The organism is Paenibacillus sp. FSL K6-2393 (genome assembly GCF_038002545.1).
GTDB lineage: Bacteria > Bacillota > Bacilli > Paenibacillales > Paenibacillaceae > Paenibacillus.
This window is the reverse complement of the sequence record NZ_JBBOCU010000001.1, coordinates 4,466,050-4,484,637: the sequence shown is the minus strand read 5'-3', so window position 1 is coordinate 4,484,637 and position 18,588 is coordinate 4,466,050. Positions and strand designations below refer to the sequence as shown.

16 protein-coding genes are annotated in these 18,588 nt (G+C 45.2%); all 16 read left to right on the top strand.

The annotated features are described in order from the left end of the window. The first annotated feature begins 42 nt into the window (after positions 1 to 42). The 16 genes from MHI14_RS19720 (at position 43) to nusA (ending at position 18,565) form a co-directional block, all read left to right on the top strand. On the top strand, positions 43 to 1,452 hold the full coding sequence (locus tag MHI14_RS19720) for a DUF342 domain-containing protein (RefSeq protein WP_133384327.1): 1,410 nt from the start codon (positions 43 to 45) through the stop codon (positions 1,450 to 1,452). 52 nt (positions 1,453 to 1,504) lie between these two features. Continuing rightward, a complete protein-coding gene (locus MHI14_RS19715; protein ID WP_091031869.1) occupies positions 1,505 to 1,819 on the top strand; it encodes a hypothetical protein in 315 nt (104 codons plus the stop codon). 65 nt (positions 1,820 to 1,884) lie between these two features. Continuing rightward, complete coding sequence (locus MHI14_RS19710; RefSeq protein ID WP_341131077.1) at positions 1,885 to 2,469, top strand: hypothetical protein; 585 nt, start codon at positions 1,885 to 1,887, stop codon at positions 2,467 to 2,469. Between the two features lie 3 nt (positions 2,470 to 2,472). Next, on the top strand, positions 2,473 to 3,099 hold the full coding sequence (locus tag MHI14_RS19705) for a hypothetical protein (RefSeq protein WP_341131076.1): 627 nt from the start codon (positions 2,473 to 2,475) through the stop codon (positions 3,097 to 3,099). Positions 3,100 to 3,394: 295 nt separating this feature from the next. After that, positions 3,395 to 4,093, top strand: coding sequence for a 30S ribosomal protein S2 (gene rpsB / locus MHI14_RS19700; RefSeq protein ID WP_017689155.1), 699 nt, complete (start codon positions 3,395 to 3,397; stop codon positions 4,091 to 4,093). Between the two features lie 115 nt (positions 4,094 to 4,208). Then, entirely contained in the window at positions 4,209 to 4,859 is a 651-nt protein-coding gene (tsf, locus tag MHI14_RS19695) for a translation elongation factor Ts (RefSeq protein WP_062833819.1), read from the top strand. A gap of 232 nt (positions 4,860 to 5,091) precedes the next feature. Further along, positions 5,092 to 5,820 (top strand): UMP kinase, encoded by a 729-nt coding sequence (pyrH, locus tag MHI14_RS19690; protein WP_017689153.1) that lies wholly within the window; start codon positions 5,092 to 5,094, stop codon positions 5,818 to 5,820. After that, on the top strand, positions 5,820 to 6,374 hold the full coding sequence (gene frr / locus MHI14_RS19685) for a ribosome recycling factor (protein WP_017689152.1): 555 nt from the start codon (positions 5,820 to 5,822) through the stop codon (positions 6,372 to 6,374). The genes pyrH and frr overlap by 1 nt, the downstream gene beginning before the upstream one ends. Positions 6,375 to 6,463: 89 nt before the next feature. Beyond that, positions 6,464 to 7,231 carry an isoprenyl transferase gene (locus tag MHI14_RS19680; RefSeq protein WP_017689151.1) on the top strand — a complete coding sequence of 256 codons (768 nt, stop codon included), beginning with the start codon at positions 6,464 to 6,466 and terminating at the stop codon, positions 7,229 to 7,231. Positions 7,232 to 7,247: 16 nt separating this feature from the next. After that, positions 7,248 to 8,042, top strand: a complete 795-nt coding sequence (locus tag MHI14_RS19675) for a phosphatidate cytidylyltransferase (protein WP_338593833.1) — start codon at positions 7,248 to 7,250, stop codon at positions 8,040 to 8,042. A 70-nt stretch (positions 8,043 to 8,112) separates the two neighbouring features. Next, positions 8,113 to 9,252, top strand: coding sequence for a 1-deoxy-D-xylulose-5-phosphate reductoisomerase (locus MHI14_RS19670; RefSeq protein WP_091031860.1), 1,140 nt, complete (start codon positions 8,113 to 8,115; stop codon positions 9,250 to 9,252). A gap of 113 nt (positions 9,253 to 9,365) precedes the next feature. Next, complete coding sequence (gene rseP / locus MHI14_RS19665; RefSeq protein ID WP_341131075.1) at positions 9,366 to 10,637, top strand: RIP metalloprotease RseP; 1,272 nt, start codon at positions 9,366 to 9,368, stop codon at positions 10,635 to 10,637. A gap of 62 nt (positions 10,638 to 10,699) precedes the next feature. Next, a complete protein-coding gene (gene proS, locus MHI14_RS19660; RefSeq protein ID WP_062833824.1) occupies positions 10,700 to 12,154 on the top strand; it encodes a proline--tRNA ligase in 1,455 nt (484 codons plus the stop codon). Positions 12,155 to 12,306: 152 nt separating this feature from the next. Next, on the top strand, positions 12,307 to 16,626 hold the full coding sequence (locus tag MHI14_RS19655) for a PolC-type DNA polymerase III (protein ID WP_341131074.1): 4,320 nt from the start codon (positions 12,307 to 12,309) through the stop codon (positions 16,624 to 16,626). Positions 16,627 to 16,882: 256 nt separating this feature from the next. Beyond that, positions 16,883 to 17,344 (top strand): ribosome maturation factor RimP, encoded by a 462-nt coding sequence (gene rimP, locus MHI14_RS19650; protein WP_091017262.1) that lies wholly within the window; start codon positions 16,883 to 16,885, stop codon positions 17,342 to 17,344. Positions 17,345 to 17,467: 123 nt separating this feature from the next. Then, a complete protein-coding gene (gene nusA, locus MHI14_RS19645) occupies positions 17,468 to 18,565 on the top strand; it encodes a transcription termination factor NusA (protein ID WP_062833827.1) in 1,098 nt (365 codons plus the stop codon). Positions 18,566 to 18,588: the final 23 nt, after the last annotated feature.

The following is an 18,588-nucleotide window of genomic DNA, read 5'->3' as shown; positions in this document are numbered from 1 at the left end:
GGAGTTTGGGGAGTGGAAAGTCTAAAAGGGGGAAGAATTGCAGTGACACAGCGGACTGCTTTGGAACAATGTTTAAACATTGTTTTATCGGACGACAAATGCACAGCCTACCTTGAATTTTCCAAAGAGGAAGAAGGCTTTGCCTGCACGATCGATGAACTTGAACAATTTGTGGCGGACAAGGGCATCAAACAAGGTGTATCGCGAGAGGCATTATTACTTTTTGTGAGCAACCCTGAAACCTATTTGAAAGATAAATACAAGATTGCAGAAGGTGTCGCTCCCATTCAAGGAACAGATGGCTTCATCAAGGTCCTGGTTGGGATGGACGATACGAATGAACGACGACCATTGGAATCGGAAGATGGAACCGTCGATTACAAAGAAGTGACCCGGTTAAACAATGTTCGTAGTGGTCAGATCATTGCAGAGCGGATCGCTCCTAGCGATGGCATACCAGGCAGGGCAGTAACGGGTGAGGAAATTCCTTATCGTCCGGGAAAAGAAGCTCGGTTTAAAGTTGGGAAAAACGTTGTGATTAACCCGGATGGTTCTGCGATGTATGCTGCACTGGATGGGCTGGTTACCAAAACGGACGGTAACAAACTGAATGTGTTTCCGGTTTATGAAGTCAATGGAGACGTTGACTACAATAACGGTAATATCGACTTTGTAGGCACCGTTGTCATACGAGGCAATGTACTTACCGGATTTAAAGTAAAAGCAGCAGGTGACATTCGTGTCGTCGGAGGTGTCGAAGGAGCTGAACTGGAAGCAGGCGGCTCAATCGAAATTACCGGTGGTATTATTGGTTATAACAAAGGACTGGTACAAGCAGGCCATAATGTCAAGTGTACTTTCATTCAAGAAGGCAACGTGGATGCCGGTGAAGATGTTCTGGTTTCCCAAAGTATTATGCATTCCAATATTCGTGCTGGCCATGGTGTCATCTGTGCGGGCACCAAGGGTCTTATCGTTGGTGGCTCGATCCAGGCTGGTCAGAACGTCTCAGCGCGTGTTGTGGGCAACAGCATGTCCACGGTCACTTCCATTGAAGTTGGTGTGCTGCCAAAGCTGCGTAACGAACTTAATGATCTGCGCAAGGAAGTCAGAGAGCAGATGGATTCCTTGGATAAAACGAAGAAAGCTTTGACATTGCTGGATCAATTAGCTGCCGCTGGACAACTAACTCCAGATAAGATGTCGATGCGAATCAAGCTGAATGCTACGCAGAAATCCGCTCTTCGTATAAGTGAAGAAACGAAAATGCGTATCTTTGAAATTGAGAAGGCACTTGAAGATACAAGTAAAGCTCGTGTTGATATTCTGAAGATGATTTATGGAGGCTCTAAAATAGTTATCGGCAGATACACGAAATTTATTAAAGATCCAGTGAGTCGAATTTCATTTTATTATCACGATGGTGATATTACGATGGTTCCATACGTTTAAGTACAGCATTCAGGCACAGGAAGAAATCCATTCGAAACCGTGAGGTGAGCGTATGAGTTTCAAAGCAGTGGAGTTGCAGATTGCGGTACCACGAACAAGTGAAGCGGGACGTTATCAAAGTGAAGCCCAGCAGCGACCGATTACGGATCAGAATCTTTTGGCAGAGCAAACGTCGAAAGAAGCAAATGAAGCAAGGCAACGAAGTGAAGCAATGGACGAAACTTCACAGACTTCGGTGCGTGATGGTCATAAACATGATGGGGATCAGCAGAGTGGTTCCGATGGACAGGAGACTGCTCAGGCTCAAGAAACTGTTAAACCTGCAGAGCACCCGTACAAAGGAAAACACATAGATCTGTCTTTATAATAAATGGTTGTTATGGACATGGAGTCTTGCGCACCGATGGTTGAATCAGAAGGAGAGAACCCAATTTGTCACCATGGATCATTATTGTCATATTAGGGGCCTGCGCCATCGCCTACGCTTATATAATGCCTCGGAAAAACAAGGCGCAAGAGCCCGGGCATCAACTGGTGCAGGAGATGGAATCTACGCTTGAACACTACATGACCGAGATCGAAAATGATAATGATGCTCTTATTCAACGTGTGGCTGAAATGAAGGGAGAAGCGACAGCAGCCGATCAACGTATGCAATTGCAACTTCAGGAATTACAGCAGCGGTTGGATCAGCTCGAACAGAGCAAAAAGAACGAACCTGTCGCATCACCTGTTCCACACTCCGGGAATGTATCCGTACAATCTTCCGAAGGTTTGCAAGCACAAGCCCTCGTGAAAAGTGTACAAGCTGAGGCGGCCCAGCAAGCTTTAGAAGCAGAGGTACAGACCAGTGAAGTCGAATCTTTGCCTGGGCGTGAATCTATTAAAGATCGATATGCAGAACTCTTTAATCTACACGCTGAGGGTAAGTCGATGGATGCCATATCCAAGCAGACAGGTATTCAGCGTGGTGAGGTACAGTTAATACTGCAACTGGCAGAACGGGAGGAAAGCTAAGTCATGGACAAGCGATCCTTATGGATTGGTCTGGGGAGCGGCATGATTATTGGTGCGGTTTTGCTTCAACTGGCCACAGTTGGACAAAATGCTTTGTCGGATAGTAATCTGGACCCCGAGCAGACCGCCAATATGACCAAAGAACAGCTTGAAACAGTCGCAAAAAGCCTGGATATGAAGGTGGTCGGTTCTGAAGAGGAATTATACACAGAAGCTGAGTGGGTAGAGAAGAAAAAGCAGGAAAGCAGTGAGTTGCAGGGGAATACAGCAACGCCGCCTGAGACAGTAACCTCTACGCAGACACCTGCAGAGCCTGAGAACCCACAAGAGCCTGCTGCAAGTGAAGGTGAAGGGCGGAAAGAGATAACTGAGCCGAAGACAACAGAACCTGTAACGCCGAGTAATCCAAAAGGCGCAACAGTATCATTCAAAGTACGTTCAGGCAATAGTCTGGCGATCGTTGCAGCAAATCTCAAAACCGCGGGAATCGTAGATGATGCTCAAGCATTCATAAAGGCTGGCAAAGCTGAGCGAATCAATACCAAAATCCAAGTGGGTACTTATGCGCTTGAAAAAGGTGAAAGTTTCAAATCCATTATCGCAAAAATTACGAAAGAACCGTCAAACTGAGCATGCTCGGACAGGACGGTTTTTGCGTATTAAACGGTGCATTTTCAAAGCTTGATAATAATAAGCGTTGAGTTACATATCAAGTTTAAAATGATTCGATACTAGCAAAAAACGAAAAGTAGATTTTAGCTTTAAAGACTGTTGCATCGGACAGTCAGTTATGCTATATTAGATAACGGTGTTAAAACACACGCATGTGCTAATTTTGTTGAGGGTGCTTTCCTTATGGAGAGTCTTGGCGAAAAATGATGCCGGCGGAGGACACAATAAAAACCATATTAGGAGGTGTGTGAAGATGGCAGTAATCTCCATGAAGCAGCTTCTCGAAGCTGGGGTACACTTCGGTCACCAAACTCGTCGTTGGAACCCAAAAATGGATCGTTATATCTTCACTGAAAGAAACGGAATTTACATCATCGATTTGCAAAAAACGGTGAAAAAAGTCGAAGAGGCTTACAACTTCGTTAAAGGAATCGCAGGAGAGAATGGTAAAATTCTTTTCGTCGGTACTAAGAAACAAGCTCAAGATTCCGTTAAAGAAGAAGCTGAACGTGCTGGTCAATTCTACATTAACCAACGCTGGCTCGGCGGTACCCTGACTAACTTCCAAACTATTCAAAAACGTATTGATCGTTTGAAACAGTTGGAAGCTTGGGAAGAAGACGGTACATTCGCTGTATTGCCTAAAAAAGAAGTTATCTTGCTTCGCAAAGAAAAAGATCGTCTGGAGAAATTCTTGGGCGGTATTAAAAATATGAAAGGCCTGCCAAGCGCCCTGTTCATCATCGATCCACGCAAAGAGCGTATCGCTGTTGCGGAAGCTCGCAAATTGGGTATCCCAATTGTAGGTATCGTTGATACTAACTGCGATCCGGATGAAATCGATTATGTTATCCCAGGTAATGACGACGCGATCCGCGCTGTTAAATTGCTGACAGGTAAAATGGCTGATGCTGTAATCGAAGCTAACCAAGGCGAAGAAACTTCCGCTTAATAGATTCGAACATATGTTATAAACTAAATGAAAAGGGTGGTTGGCAGGTGGATAACCTCTCACTGCCCTTTTTTTAGAGTGTACGTACAATACTTAATTTTGGAGGGAATTTATAATGGCAGTTAATGCGAGTGCAGTAAAAGAACTTCGCGAAAGAACGGGCGCTGGTATGCTCGATTGCAAAAAAGCACTGGAAGAAGCAAACGGTGATGTAACAAAAGCAGCTGAATTGTTGCGTGAGAAAGGTCTTTCTGCAGCAGCAAGCAAAGCAGGCCGTGCAGCAACTGAAGGCGTTGTAGAATCTTACATCCACGCTGGTGGACGTATTGGTGTCTTGGTTGAAGTTAACTGTGAAACAGACTTCGTTGGTAAAACGGATCAATTTAAGGATTTCGTTAAAGATGTAGCTATGCAAATCGCTGCAGCTAATCCTAAATTCGTTACACGCGAAGAAGTTCCTACAGAAGAGCTGGAAAAAGAAAAAGAAATTTTGAAAGCTCAAGCTCTTAACGAAGGTAAACCAGAGAAAATCATTGAAAAAATGGTTGAAGGCCGTATCGGTAAATACTACGAAGAGTACTGCCTGATGGAACAAACTTTCGTTAAAGATCCAGACAAAACGATCTCTCAATTGCTGAACGAAAAAATCAGCCAAATTGGTGAAAACATCTCCATCCGTCGTTTCGTTCGTTACGAACTGGGTGAAGGTCTTGAGAAAAAAGTAGACAACTTCGTAGAAGAAGTAATGTCCCAAGTAAACAAATAAGACGGTTTCTATAAACCGGCGAGCAGAATTGATTTTCGAAGATATAAGAATGATGAAACTTCGAAGCGTAAACTCCCTTATATCTCAGGAAAACAGTGCCTTACCGGTTAAACGTTTTTCCTAAAAGAGCGGAACACAACTGTGTTCCTTTCTTTTTAAGCAGGAGGCCATGCGCGAGAAGTTTTGTTGGTTGAACACCAAGCGTGTTCGATTCAAAGTGGAGGGTGAATAATTGGAACAGCCAGTATTTAAACGTGTTGTCTTAAAGGTCAGCGGAGAGTCTCTTTCCGGTCAAAACGGCTACGGTATTGATGCAGATACGATCTCGTCGATTGCCCAACAGGTAAAAGAGGTTGTTGCACTTGGTGTACAGGTTGCTATCGTATGTGGCGGCGGAAACATCTGGCGTGGTATTGCCGGTAGCGAAAACGGCATCGATCGTGCAACTGCCGATTATATGGGTATGCTGGCGACAGTAATGAACTCGCTGGCACTGCAGGATGCTTTGGAACAGATTGAAGTGCCTACGCGTGTACAGACATCTATTGCAATGCAACAGATTGCAGAGCCTTATATTCGTCGTAGAGCTATTCGCCATCTGGAGAAAGGCCGGGTCGTTATTTTTGCAGCAGGTACAGGTAACCCGTTCTTTTCCACGGATACAACAGCAGCACTGCGCGCAGCGGAGATTGAAGCAGAAGTTATCTTGATGGCCAAAAATAAAGTTGATGGTGTATACTCAGCAGATCCGTTTAAGGACAGTACAGCTGTGAAATTTGATCAGTTGACTTACATGGATATTCTTAACAAAGACCTTGGTGTAATGGATTCAACGGCATCCTCGCTTTGTAAGGACAACAACATCCCGTTGATCGTATTTGCCATTACGGAACAAGGTAACATCAAACGTGTTGTTCTGGGCGAACGTATCGGAACAATCGTTAAAGGGAGTGTAGATTAATGCCACAAGCGGTTAAACAACATGCCGAAGAGCGTATGGAAAAAGCAATTCAAGCATTGCGTCGTGACCTGGCTACTTTGCGTGCAGGCCGCGCAACTCCAGCTCTTCTGGACCGAATTCAGGTAGAGTATTATGGGGCAATGACGCCATTGAATCAACTCGCTAATATCAGTACTCCGGATTCCCGTACACTGATGATTCAGCCTTGGGACAAATCCTCCATGGGTGACATCGAGCGTGCCATCATGAAATCGGATCTGGGTCTTACTCCAGCCAATGATGGTAGCATGATCCGTTTGTCTATTCCGGCATTGACGGAAGAACGCAGAGCGGAACTTGTTAAGCTGACGAAGAAGTTCGGTGAAGAAGGTAAAGTAGCGATTCGTAACATTCGCCGTGACGCGAATGATGACATTAAGAAAATGGAAAAGTCAGATATTTCCGAGGATGAATCGCGGAGACATCAGGACGATATCCAAAAATCGACCGACAAGTTTATTGCTGAAGTCGATAAGGTACTCGCTGCCAAAGAAAAAGAAATCATGGAAGTGTAAGACAAGCGCAGCCCCTCCAATACGGTGGGGTTTTGTCTCTTTTTCCAAGCTTCAGATAAAGAAACTTCAGGGATTTTGGAGGAACAGGAATGATCAAACGGGTTCGGTCGTGGTGGAATGGGGCTGACAAGCAGGAAACGCTGACTATATCCGAGGACAATATCCCGCAGCACGTCGCCATCATCATGGACGGCAATGGACGATGGGCCAAACGTTTGGGACTCCCGCGTATAGCCGGGCACCAAAATGGCATGAAGGCGGTCAAACGTGCGACCATCGCGGCGGATGAACTGGGCATCAAATATCTGACGATGTACGCTTTTTCGACAGAAAACTGGACGCGTCCAAAAGAAGAAGTGGATTTTCTGATGCGACTTCCGCAAGAATTTCTAGCCATAGAGCTGGATGAACTTATAGAAAAAAATGTGCGCATTCGCATGATGGGTCAAGAGGAACATTTACCTTCTCATACCATTAATGCCTTGCGGGAAGCCATTCGTCTTACGGAACATAATACAGGTCTCGTTTTGAACTTTGCAATGAACTATGGAAGTCGTCGTGAAATGACGGACTGTGTTAAACAGATCGCTCTGCAGGTGAAATCGGGGGAACTATCGGCAGAGGACATAACACCTGAACTCATTGATAGACATATGCTGACGGTTGACATGCCCGATCCGGATCTGCTGATCCGGACGAGTGGAGAGTTGAGATTAAGCAACTTTATGCTCTGGCAGCTTGCATATAGTGAATTATGGTTTACGGATATATACTGGCCCGAATTTGGCAAAAAGCATTTGCTTGAAGCAGTAGCCGAATATCAGCGCAGAACAAGGCGTTACGGCGGTTTGAAATAGATGGAGGATGAAGCCGTTGAAACAGCGATTAACGACAGGAATCATAGCAGGTGTGTTGTTTTTAGGTTTTTGCATGCTGGGCGGACCCTGGTACCATGGTTTGGTATTGCTTATGGCTCTCATCGGTTATTATGAATTTGTTAAAATGACCGGGGTGATGCCTTTTTCAGGTGTGGCCCTGATTGGATATGCTGGTGTTTTTGCCATTGTGTTTCCTTGGGAAATGCTTTGGGAGGCAAGACCGCTATCCTTATTTCAGGTCATCTGGATAGTAATGCTTGTACTGATGACAGCTTCGGTTGTCACCAAAAATAAGGTTCCCGTGAATACAGTGGCGATGCTTTTCCTTGGCGTGTTGTATATAGGGATCGGTTTCTATTACATTGCAGAATCCAGACATCTGCTTCATGGGTTGTTCTGGACATTCCTGTTGCTGGGCTCCATATGGGCCAGTGATGCAGGAGCTTATTTTGTAGGGAAACTAATTGGTAAAAACAAACTGTGGCCTTCCATCAGTCCAAACAAAACCGTGGAGGGTGCGCTGGGTGGCATCGTGATTGCAATTGTTACTTCTGTTATTTTTGCATTAGTATCAGATGGTTTGCTTTCCTGGCAGAGAGCGATTGTGATCGGAATTGCCTGTGCAGTTGTAGGTCAGATGGGTGACTTGATCCAGTCTGCATACAAACGTGTATATAATATCAAGGATTCAGGCAGTCTTCTCCCAGGGCATGGAGGCATTCTTGATCGGTGCGACAGCTGGATTGTTGTTTTTCCATTCGTACATATACTAATGCTACTGCCCTACTAAAGAAGAACATGAGTCTGAGATAACAGCATTGTTCGCCGTAGGCATTGGATAATTTAAGATGAGGTGCAGCATGAAAAAAATTGCGATTCTTGGGTCAACCGGTTCTATTGGAACCCAGACACTGGATGTAGTTGACATGCATCCAGAACTCTTTCAAGTAGAGGGACTGGCTGCCGGAGGCAATACAGACCTGCTGATCGAACAAACCAAACGTTATCGGCCGAAGAAAGTATCGGTGGGGTCCAAAGAATTGGCGGAGAAGGTAGCTCCACATTTGCCTGCAGGAACGCAACTATTTTATGGCACAGAAGGACTCGTAGAAGTTGCGGCAGGAACTGATGCGCATACGGTTGTAACAGCGGTGGTGGGGAGTGTTGGATTGGAGTCAACGCTTGCTGCCATAGACGCAGGCAAACAGATTGGGCTGGCCAACAAGGAGACATTGGTTACGGCGGGACATATTGTTACTACAAGAGCGGCTGCCAAAGGAGTCTCTTTGCTGCCCATCGATAGTGAGCACTCTGCGATATACCAATGCTTGAATGGTGAAAACAGAGAACGCTTGGCAGGCATTACGCTCACCGCTTCAGGTGGATCATTCCGTGATCTTACCCGTGAACAGTTGAAGAGCGTGACTATAGAGGATGCGCTTAAACATCCGAATTGGTCAATGGGGTCCAAAATTACGATAGACTCGGCAACGATGGTTAACAAGGGTCTCGAGGTCATTGAAGCACATTGGTTATTTGGTCTTCGATATGATCAGATTAATGTATTACTTCACCCAGAGAGTGTTATTCATTCCTATGTGGAATTTGATGACACCAGCATCATCGCACAACTGGGGAATCCGGATATGCGAGTTCCAATTCAATATGCACTGACTTACCCTGACCGCTTGCCATCACCAGCAAAGCGTCTGTCTCTTGCTCAAGCTGGGAAATTACATTTCCGTGAGATGGATATGGTACGGTTCCCGTGTTTAAGAATGGCGTATGAGTGTGGTAAAATGGGAGGAACCGCAACAACGGCGTTTAATGCAGCCAACGAGGTTGCTGTAGCCCGTTTCTTGCGTAAAGAGATTTCATTCCTTAAAATAGAAGATATTATTGCTTCTGTGCTGGAAGCACACCACAATGTGGACGAGCCTGATCTGCAGGAGATCGCGCGTTGTGATCAGGAGAGCCGTAAGCTTGCGGCCAGTCTGTAATCTCTTTTTTCATAACAAATTGGAAGAAGTGATTCTCTTGTGCGGCATCAGAGAATAATGATAATCTAGAGGGACAGACTGCGGTATGTGCCGTGAAGGAGGATGGATAGGGATTGGAAACCATACAAGTGGTATTTCTAACGGTGCTCATGTTCTTTGTCATCGTGACGGTTCATGAATGGGGGCATTATTATTTTGCCAAACGCGCCGGTATTCTTGTACGGGAGTTTGCGATCGGTTTTGGTCCCAAATTGTTCTCATATAAAAGAAACGAGACCCAATTTACATTGCGTTTGTTGCCTTTTGGTGGATATGCACGGATGGCAGGGGAAGATCCGGAACTGGTAGAGATCCAGGAAGGACAGACCATTGCGGTAAGATCAGCGGATGACCAGGTGAAGATGATCTATCTGGATCAGTTGGATAACCGTAAAAATGTAATACGTGGTGAAGTCATCTCCATTGATATGGAGAATGCACTGAAGCTTCAACTGGATGTAGATGGTGAGATTCAGGAGTATCGTATTCATCCTCAAGCAATGTTGGTAAGTCGTGGCAAACAAACGCAGATTGCACCGAAAGATCGTCAATTCGGCAGCAAAACCGTTGGACAGCGTGCATTGGCTATTTTTGCAGGCCCACTCATGAACTTTATCTTGGCCTTTGTGCTGTTTGCTGTATATGCACAGATGGCAGGAGTTCCGGTGGAAAATCCAAAAAATCTGGAAATTGGTGAAGTCCTTGAAGGTGGGGCAGCCGATCAGGCGAACCTGCAAAAGGGTGATATTATTGAGACGATCAATGGTACTGTGATTGGTACAGATTCACAAAAAATGGTGTCGATGATTGCCGATTCCAAAGACAAGCCGATGGAATGGACGCTGCGCCGGGGTTCGGATACGTTTAATATAACGATTACTCCACGTGCTGTAGAAGGACAAGATGGCGGTAAAGTGGGAATCGTACCTACGTTACCAACCCGATCTGTTGGATTTGTAGAGACATTTAAAGTCTCAGGCGTGGCCATGGTTGATACAACCAAAGTAATATTTGAAGGTTTTAAACATCTGATCAATCAATTCAACATGGATGATATTGGTGGTCCAGTTCGTACATTCGAAGTGACAGGGCAAATTGCTAAACAAGGGATTGAGCAGTTAACGAGATGGGCAGCGATTTTGAGTCTATATCTTGGGATTTTTAACCTGCTACCAATACCTGCACTGGACGGCAGTCGTCTGGTCTTTTTAGGAATTGAAGCGCTGCGCGGCAGACCTGTTGATCCCAATCGCGAAGGCATGGTGCATTTCATCGGATTTGCGATGTTGTTTGTGTTGATGCTGGCAGTAACTTACAATGATATATTACGTTTAATTAACGGATAATTACGGTTGGACTACGCTCTGAACATTCAGAGATAGTCGTTATGGGAGGACGCTGGAGTCTTATGTCAAAGGAAAATGATAAACAGTTCGTGACTGAAATCACACCACAGGGTGAGGACTTCTCACGCTGGTACATTGATGTTATCAAAAAAGCTGATCTCATGGACTATGCACCCGTACGCGGTTGTATTGTGTTTAAACCAGACGGCTTTGAAATCTGGGAACACATTAAGGATGAGTTGGATCGTCGTTTCCGGGAAACGGGTCATCGCAATGCGTACTTCCCGATGTTCATTCCTGAGAGCTTCTTTCAAAAGGAAAAAGAGCACGTGGAAGGTTTTAACCCTGAATTACCATGGGTTACGGAAGCTGGCGGAGAGAAGCTGGAAGAACGTCTGGCAATCCGTCCTACATCCGAAACGATTATTGGTCACATGTATTCCAAGTGGATTCAGTCTTATCGGGATCTTCCGGTACTGATCAACCAGTGGGCTAACGTAGTTCGTTGGGAAAAAAGAACGTTGCCTTTCCTTCGCACAAGTGAGTTCCTGTGGCAGGAAGGTCATACAGCGCATGAGACGGAAGAAGAAGCACGTGAAGAAACGATGAAAATGCTGGAGATTTATCGTGAAGTGGTTGAGGAATACTTGGCTATTCCTGTAATTGTGGGTCAGAAAACCAAATCCGAGAAGTTTGCGGGTGCGGTGGATACGTACTCGATCGAAGCCATGATGAAGGATGGACGTGCTGTACAAGCAGGTACATCTCACTACATGGGGACGAACTTTGCAAAAGCATTTGAAATCCAATATCTTAGCCGAAATAATGTGCTGGAGCTGGCTTACACTACTTCATGGGGAGTAAGCACACGTTTGATCGGTGCATTAATTATGGTTCACGGAGATGATCGTGGTCTCGTACTTCCTCCTAAAGTGGCACCAACACAAGTGGTCATGATCCCAATTGGACCTCCGAAAACGCGTGATGCTGTTGTTGGGCGTGCAGATGAGTTGTTCACTGAGTTGAAAAAAGCTGGAGTCCGTGTGAAAATGGATGATCGCAGCGATGTTCGCCCAGGTTGGAAATTCAATGAATACGAGATGCGCGGTGTTCCGATTCGTCTGGAGATTGGTCCACGTGATATGGAAAATGGTGTTTGTGTACTCGTATCACGCATCACAGGTGAGAAGAAAGTGGTAGAACAAGCAAACCTGGTAGAAGAAATCCAGTCTATGCTGACACAGATCCAGGTTGATATGTTAGAGCGTGCTCGCACATTTATGTCGGATAACTTCTACTCCGTGGATACACTCGATGAGATGAAAGAACTGATGGAAAATAAACGCGGGTTTACACTGGCTGGATGGTGCGGTTCAGAAGCTTGCGAAGATAAAGTAAGAGAAGTTACAGGTGCAACAAGCCGGAACATTCCGTTCCAGCCTGCGGAAGAAAAGCATACGTGCCTGGCTTGTGGTGAACAGGCAGAACACACGGTTGTGTTTGCAAGAGCATACTAAGTCAGGATCACTTGACGAAAGGCACTTATTCACCGTTTAAGTAATGAATGGAGAGCTTCTGTCGGATAAAATGAGTCGGTGCGAGTTCGGATCGGTGACATTTTTGAATGCAGGGGCTTTTCATGCTTTAAGGGGGTACAAGGAGGAACACGATGAGCGGATTCGAGGAGAAGAGAAAACGGTTTGAGTTGTTGATGAAACAGGCAGAGCTTCCGGCTGGTCTGTTAGAGCCCTATTTTTTGGATGGATGGATTGAACAAGTAGAGACCAATCGAAGTAATCGCGAATGGAATATTCTGATTGCGAAGGACACATTGGTACCCGCTCCAATCTATCGCACATTTTGTCTGCATATTCAAGAGAAGATGAATCATATCGCCAAAATTTCATTTGGCTTCAAATATACGGACAAGGTACAAAATGGTGATATCGTCAGTGAATATTGGAATCTGTTTCTGGAGTGGGTTACCCGTGAAATTCCGTCTGTAAATGGCTGGATGAATCGGACAACCTTTGAATGTGAAGAGGATCTCCTACAACTGACAATGAGTGATGCAACGTCGATGGAATTGGCTCGTAAGAAACAGATTGATCAGGCTATTACAAAATTCTATGAAAAATACTTTCATCTACCTCTTCGCATCAAGATGCAAGTGGGCGAAGTAGGAAGCAATAAAGAGGCCATGGAACAGTTCCAGGCCCAAAAACGTGTAGAGGAACTTGAGGTCATCGAAAAGATGATGAGTGAAGTGGACACAGAAATCCCGGTGGATGAGGAGCAGGGTGATCTGCGTTTGCAAATGGGTTATGACATCAAGGAGCCAGCAGTACCCATGCAGGAAATCCAAGATGAAGAGAAAAAGGTCACGCTTCAAGGTTCGGTGTTTGGACTGGATCGTAAAGAATTGCGAAACGGAAATACGTTGTTTACCTTCTACCTGACCGACTTCACGGATTCCATGCAAATGAAGATGTTTGCCAAAACAAAAGAGGATGTTAAAATTCTCAGTTTGCTGGCTAACGGTAAATGGGTAAAAGTGCGTGGTCGTGTAGAATATGACCGGTTTATGCAAATTCCTGAACTCGCCATGATTCCTTCGGATTTGATTGAAGTTAAAGCACCGCCGTCTCGCAAAGATAATGCACCAGAGAAACGGGTGGAGTTCCATTTGCACTCTACAATGAGTACGATGGATGCTGTAACTTCAATTGACAAATACGTAAAAATGGCAGCCGAGTGGGGGCATAAGGCGATTGCTGTCACTGATCATGGTGGTGTGCAGGTATATCCCGAGGCTTCCAAGGCTGCTAAGAAAAACGGGATTAAGATGATCTACGGCCTTGAGGCCAATGTTGTGAATGACTCTGTTGCCGTTGTAATGGCTCCTCAGCCATTGGATCTCCAAACAGCAACATACATCGTATTTGATATCGAGACCACAGGTTTGTCGGTAACACAGAACAAAATCATTGAGATTGCAGCAGTGAAGATGCAAGATGGTAAAGAAATCGATAGGTTTGCAACATTTGTGAATCCGCATGAACGCATTCCCTACAACATTCAGCAGTTGACCAATATTAATGATGACATGGTAAAAGACGCACCTGAGCTGGAGCCTGTTATCCGTGATTTTGTGCAGTTTGCTGGTGATGGTGTGCTTGTTGCGCATAATGCACGTTTTGACATGGGCTTTATCCAGGCTTCCCTAAAGCAAATTGGATTGCCAGAGCTTCCTAACCCGGTCCTTGACACATTGGAACTGGCGAGATTGTTATTTCCAAAAAATAAGAACCACCGTCTGAATACGATGGCGGATAAATATAAGGTTGGACTCGAAAGTCATCACCGTGCCATTGATGATACGGTTGCACTAGCGGGTATCCTGATCGGATTATTAAATGATGCTGCTCAAATGAAAGGGTTAACGAGGCTTGATCGCTTGAACGATTATGTAGGTGTCGACTTGTCGAATACAAGACCTTTCCATTGTGGAATCTATGCATTAAATGATGTCGGTAAGAAAAATCTATATAAGCTGGTATCTCTCTCTCATACGGAACATTTCAAGCGGGTACCGTGTATTCCCAAATCAAAACTGATTAATTTGCGTGAAGGTCTTGTAGTTATATCGGGCTGTGAAAAAGGGGAATTTTTCGAAGCGGTGCTTAACAAATCGCTTGAAGAAGCGGAAGAAATCGCTGAGTTCTATGACATACTGGAGATCCAACCACTTACAATGTATATGCATTTGGTGGATAAAGGGTTGGTGGCCACACCCGAAGAAATCAAAACAGCGATCCGTAAAGTCATTGATATAGGTGCAAAACTTAATAAACCGGTCATAGCCACAGGTAACGTGCACTATTTGGAACCGCGTGACAAGTTATATCGGGATATCACCATTCACGGAATTACAGGATTTAGTCCACTGAAAGATCAGCGTAAACCGGATGCACATTTTAGAACGACAGAGGAAATGCTGGAAGAGTTCCAGTTCCTGGGTCAAGAGAAAGCATACGAGGTCGTTGTTACAAATACGGTGGAGTTGTCTGACCGATTTGAGGAAATTAAGTTATTCCCGGACAAACTGTTTACTCCGATTCTGGAAGGTGCGGACGAAGAAATCCGTAATACCTGTTATAACACTGCCAAGTCAATTTATGGCGAGGAATTACCAGAAGTAATCGTGGCACGACTAGAGAAAGAGCTCATTCCAATTATTAAATACGGTTTTTCTGCCAACTATCTGATCTCGGAACGCTTGGTTAAAAAATCGAATCAGGATGGTTATCTCGTAGGTTCACGGGGATCGGTAGGCTCCTCTGTTGTTGCTACATTCCTGGGTATATCCGAGGTTAATCCACTACCTGCTCATTATATTTGTGTGAATTCGGAATGCAAACACAGCGAGTGGTTCCTGGATGGCAGTGTTCGGAGTGGATTTGACCTTCCAGAGAAAGAGTGTCCGGATTGTGGTGGCACACTTAAAGGAGAAGGCCAGGATATTCCGTTTGAGACCTTCCTTGGATTTAAAGGAGATAAAGTTCCCGATATTGACTTGAACTTCTCTGGTGATTATCAGCCTCATGCTCACAACTATACGAAAGTACTATTTAGTGAGAAGAGTGTTTTCCGTGCGGGAACCATTGGTACGGTGGCTGAGAAAACAGCATTTGGTTTTGCCAAGAAGTATGAGGAAGAACATCACAAGAAATGGCGCGGAGCTGAATTGAATCGTTTGGCCTCTGGCTGTACTGGGGTGAAACGGAGTACTGGACAGCATCCCGGCGGTATTGTCGTTGTACCTGATTATATTGAGGTCGAAGACGTTACACCTGTTCAGTTCCCAGCTGATGACGTTAATGCGGAGTGGAAAACGACACACTTTGATTATCATGCTTTTGAAGAAAACTTGCTGAAACTTGATATTCTGGGGCACGATGATCCAACTATGATGCGGATGTTACAGGATTTGACAGGTGTCGATCCAACGACCATTCCGATGAATGATCCCAAAGTCATGAGCATGTTTAACTCAACCGACGCTCTGGGCGTTACACCGGAACAGATTAGGTCGCCAGTCGCGACGTTTGGCGTGCCAGAGATGGGAACGAAGTTTGTACGTCAGATGCTTGTCGAATCCCAGCCGACGTCTTTTGCCGATTTACTGCAGATTTCCGGATTGTCCCATGGTACAGGGGTATGGCTTGGAAATGCTCAGGATCTGATTAAGAACGGAACGTGTAACATTAAGACGGTAATTGGTTGTCGGGATGATATCATGTTATTCCTGATCTATAAAACGGGAATGGACGCAAGTCTTGCCTTTAAGATTACCGAGAGTGTTCGTAAGGGACGGGGGCTGCCACAGGAATGGATTGACGAGATGAAGAATTGTAAAGTGCCTCAATGGTACATTGATTCATGTCTCAAAATCCAGTACATGTTCCCGAAGGCTCACGCGGCCGCTTATGTTATTTCGGCAGTACGTACGGCGTTCTTCAAGCTGTATCATCCGATTGAATATTACGCAACTTACTTTACCGTTCGGGCGGATGAGATTGATATCGAACTGATGTGTCAGGGATATGATGCGATCTATCGCAAAATTACGGAGATTGAGCAATTAGGTTTCCAGGCACCTCCCAAAGAGAAAAACATGTTACCTGTCCTGGAAATGGGTCTGGAAATGGCAGCACGCGGATTCTCGCTGAAGTCCATTGACTTATACCGTTCGGAAGCGACAAAGTTCATCGTTGACGGAAAATCACTAATCCCTCCATTTTCGGCGTTGGCAGGAATCGGGGATAATGCTGCTCGCAATATTGCTGCAGCAAGAGATCATGGTGAGTTTCTATCGGTTGAGGACTTCCAGCAGAAGTCGAAAGCAAGTAAGACCATTGTTGAACTCCTGTCGAATATGGGATGTTTTCGTGGCTTGCCAGAGAGCAATCAGCTTTCCCTTTTCTAGGATTGAATTTGGATTTAAACATAGCGATTGTTGGGGGAACGTAATTTTTCCTTCATTAGTAAGTAAACTGCCTGAACCATCGCTTACTTGTCACTATTACCAGACTATGTTATAATTTTTGAAGTGAACGAGATAGTACGAATTTCTAAAGAGTGGGGAAACCCACTCTTTAGTCTTTGGTATACAAGAATCTTGGGTATTGAATAATCTGCCAGTGCTTTTTTGCTGGTGTAACCTAAGTTGGAGGTTATTGGTTTTGAGCACAACGAACATTAAATCTACCGTGGAAGAAATGATCCAACCCTACTTGAACGAACAAGGCTTCGAGCTGGTTGACATCGAATACGTCAAAGAAGGCAGCAACTGGTTTTTACGGGTGTATGTCGACAAAGAGGGTGGCATCGACATCGACGATTGCGTCTTGATCAGCGAAAAGCTGAGCGCCAAGCTGGATGAGAACGATCCGATTCCAACCATCTATTTCCTTGAAGTGTCTTCTCCCGGTGCGGAGCGTCCACTGAAAAAACCTGAGGACGTTACCAAATCTGTAGGCAAAAATGTTTTTGTTACAACCTACGAGCCGGTGAACGGATTGAAGGAATTTGAAGGCAAGCTGCTTTCCTTTGATGACGGGGAACTCGTGATCGAAGCAGGCAAAAAACAGCATGCCATTTCTTATGATAAGGTTGCCAGTGCGCGCCTAGCTATTTTGTTTTAAGTGCCTTGTTCACTTTATTAATGAAAAAGACACATCTCACGATAACGGCAAGGTGCTCATGAGTTCAGAGCCTTTCGCCGTTTTACGTATGAGATGCCATGTTTGAAAGGGGGATCAACATTCATGAGTATGGATTTTATTGAAGCAATGAATGAATTGGAACGGGAAAAAGGGATCAGCAAGGATGTGCTGTTTGAAGCGATCGAGGCTGCACTAATTTCCAGCTACAAGCGGAATTTCAACACGGCCCAGAATGTGCGTGTTGACATGAACCGTAATACGGGAGTTATTCGGGTGTATGCCCGTAAATTGATCGTGGAAGAAGTCCTGGATTCACGTACCGAAATTTCATTGCCTGCTGCACGAGAAATCAACCCACACTTCCAGCTGGAAGATATTGCGGAGATTGAAGTTACGCCGCGTGATTTCGGACGTATCGCGGCACAAACTGCCAAACAGGTAGTGACCCAGCGGATTCGTGAAGCCGAACGCGGCCTGATCTACAACGCTTTCGTAGATAAGGAAGAAGATATCGTTACGGGAGTGGTGCAGCGTCAGGATTTGCGCAATATCTACATCGATCTGGGCAAAATCGAAGCGGCTTTACCGCTGACCGAATTGATGCCGAACGAGAAGTTTGTTCATGGTGACCGTATTAAGGCGTATATCACCAAGGTCGAGAATACGACCAAAGGGCCGCAAATCATTTTGTCCCGTACCCATCCGGGCCTCTTGAAACGTCTCTTTGAACTGGAAGTGCCAGAGATCTTTGACGGTGTAGTTGAAATTCGCTCCGTCGCTCGCGAAGCAGGGTTCCGCTCCAAGATTGCCGTTCATTCCCGCAACGAAGAAGTTGATCCAGTTGGATCATGTGTAGGTCCTAAGGGAATGCGCGTGCAGACCATTGTGGGTGAGCTGCGCGGTGAAAAAATCGACATCGTTCGTTTCTCCGATCAGGTAGACGAATATGTTGCTAATGCACTGAGTCCTTCCAAAGTATTGGAAGTTCATGTATTTGAGGAAGAAAAGATGGCTCGGGTTATCGTTCCGGACTATCAACTGTCGCTCGCAATTGGTATCAAAGGCCAAAATGCCAGATTGGCAGCCAAATTAACCGGCTGGAAAATCGACATTAAGAGCGAGAGCCAGGCGGAACAGGAATTCGGCAGAGAAAAAGATTCTTCTTCTGAAATGCATCAGGATTCCGTCTCCGTCGACTAAAGTAAAGTACGGGGGGCGCTGAC